The organism is Geminicoccus flavidas (assembly GCF_009806515.1).
In the GTDB taxonomy this organism is placed as follows: domain Bacteria; phylum Pseudomonadota; class Alphaproteobacteria; order Geminicoccales; family Geminicoccaceae; genus Geminicoccus; species Geminicoccus flavidus.
The window spans coordinates 1-1,209 of sequence record NZ_WUJP01000409.1 but is presented as its reverse complement, the minus strand read 5'-3'; the positions used below and the strand labels follow the sequence as shown (position 1 = coordinate 1,209).

Here is a 1,209-nt window from a genome sequence, read left to right as displayed (position 1 = left end):
TGATCGCGACCCTGCCCGGCCGGCCGGCAAGTGGCCGGCCCGAAGGACGGCCGGGCTTCTGGCTGCTGCTCGCCATCGTGCTGGTCCTGGCAGCCCTGCCGGTCGGGCGTCTCCTGCTCCAGGCGCTGGCCAGCGACGCGCTGGCGCCGCTCCTGGCGCCGGCCAGCCTGCGCGCGGCCTGGCACAGCATCGAGAGCGGCGTGCTGTCCGGCCTGCTGGCGCTGGTACTGGGCGGAGGCATGGCGCTGCTCCTGGGGGTCACCGACCTGCCGCAGCGCCGCTCGATCGGCATCCTGTTCGTCCTGTCCATGCTGATGGCGCCGCAGGTGACGGCACTCGCGTTCACCGTGATGGCAGGCCCGGCCTCGCCGCTCCTGAACGCGCTGGGCGTGGCCCCTGCAGCCGGGACGCCCAACCCGCTGGTCGGCCGGGGCGGGGTGATCCTGGTGCTGGGCCTGCACCATGCGCCGCTGGTCACCATCCTCCTGCTGGCCGGGCTCAAGACCGTGCCGCACGAGTTGGTCGAGGCGGCCGCCATGGACGGTGCCGGCCAACACACGATCCTGGCCCGGATCGTCCTGCCCCTGCTGGTGCCCCAGCTCACGGCAGCAGCCTTGCTGGCGTTCGTCGCGGCGTTCGGCAATTTCGGCATCCCGGCCCTGCTTGGCATGCCGGCGGGCTACCTGACCCTGCCGACCCTGATCTTCCGCGAGCTGGTCGGCAACGGGTTGGGGGTGATCGACCGGGCGGCCCTGCTGGCCGTGGCGATGCTGGTGCTGGTGTTGCTGCCCGCAGGCGGCGCCGCGGTGGTGCTGGCTCGATCTGCGACCAGACGGAGCACCGAGCGGGCGCTCGGCCGCTTCTGGCGGCTGGGCCGCTGGCGGCCGGCGGCACTGGCGCTGGCCTGGGCGATGGTGGCGCTGGTCCTGTTCCTGCCGCTGGGGGCACTGCTGGCCTCGGCCCTGGCACCGACCTACGGCGCCAGGCTCACCCCGTCCTCGGCGACGCTCAGCCATTTCGCCGAGGTGCTCTGGCGCCAGGACGTGACGGTGCGGGCCTTCCGCAATTCCTTCCTGTTCGCCGGCGGTGCCGCCCTGCTCCTGGCGCTCGTCGCCGTGCCGGTGGGCCATGCGCTGGACCGCGCACCGGCAAGGGCGCGCCAGCTGCTCCTGCCGCTGATCGAGCTGCCCTACGCCCTGCCGGGCATCG

Annotated in this window: 1 protein-coding gene; it reads left to right on the top strand. The window is 73.7% G+C overall.

Annotation, left to right across the window (positions count from 1 at the left end; translation table 11 throughout):
- A partial coding sequence (locus tag EQG76_RS11615) for an ABC transporter permease (protein ID WP_159713519.1) occupies positions 1-1,209 on the top strand: 1,209 nt, incomplete at both ends.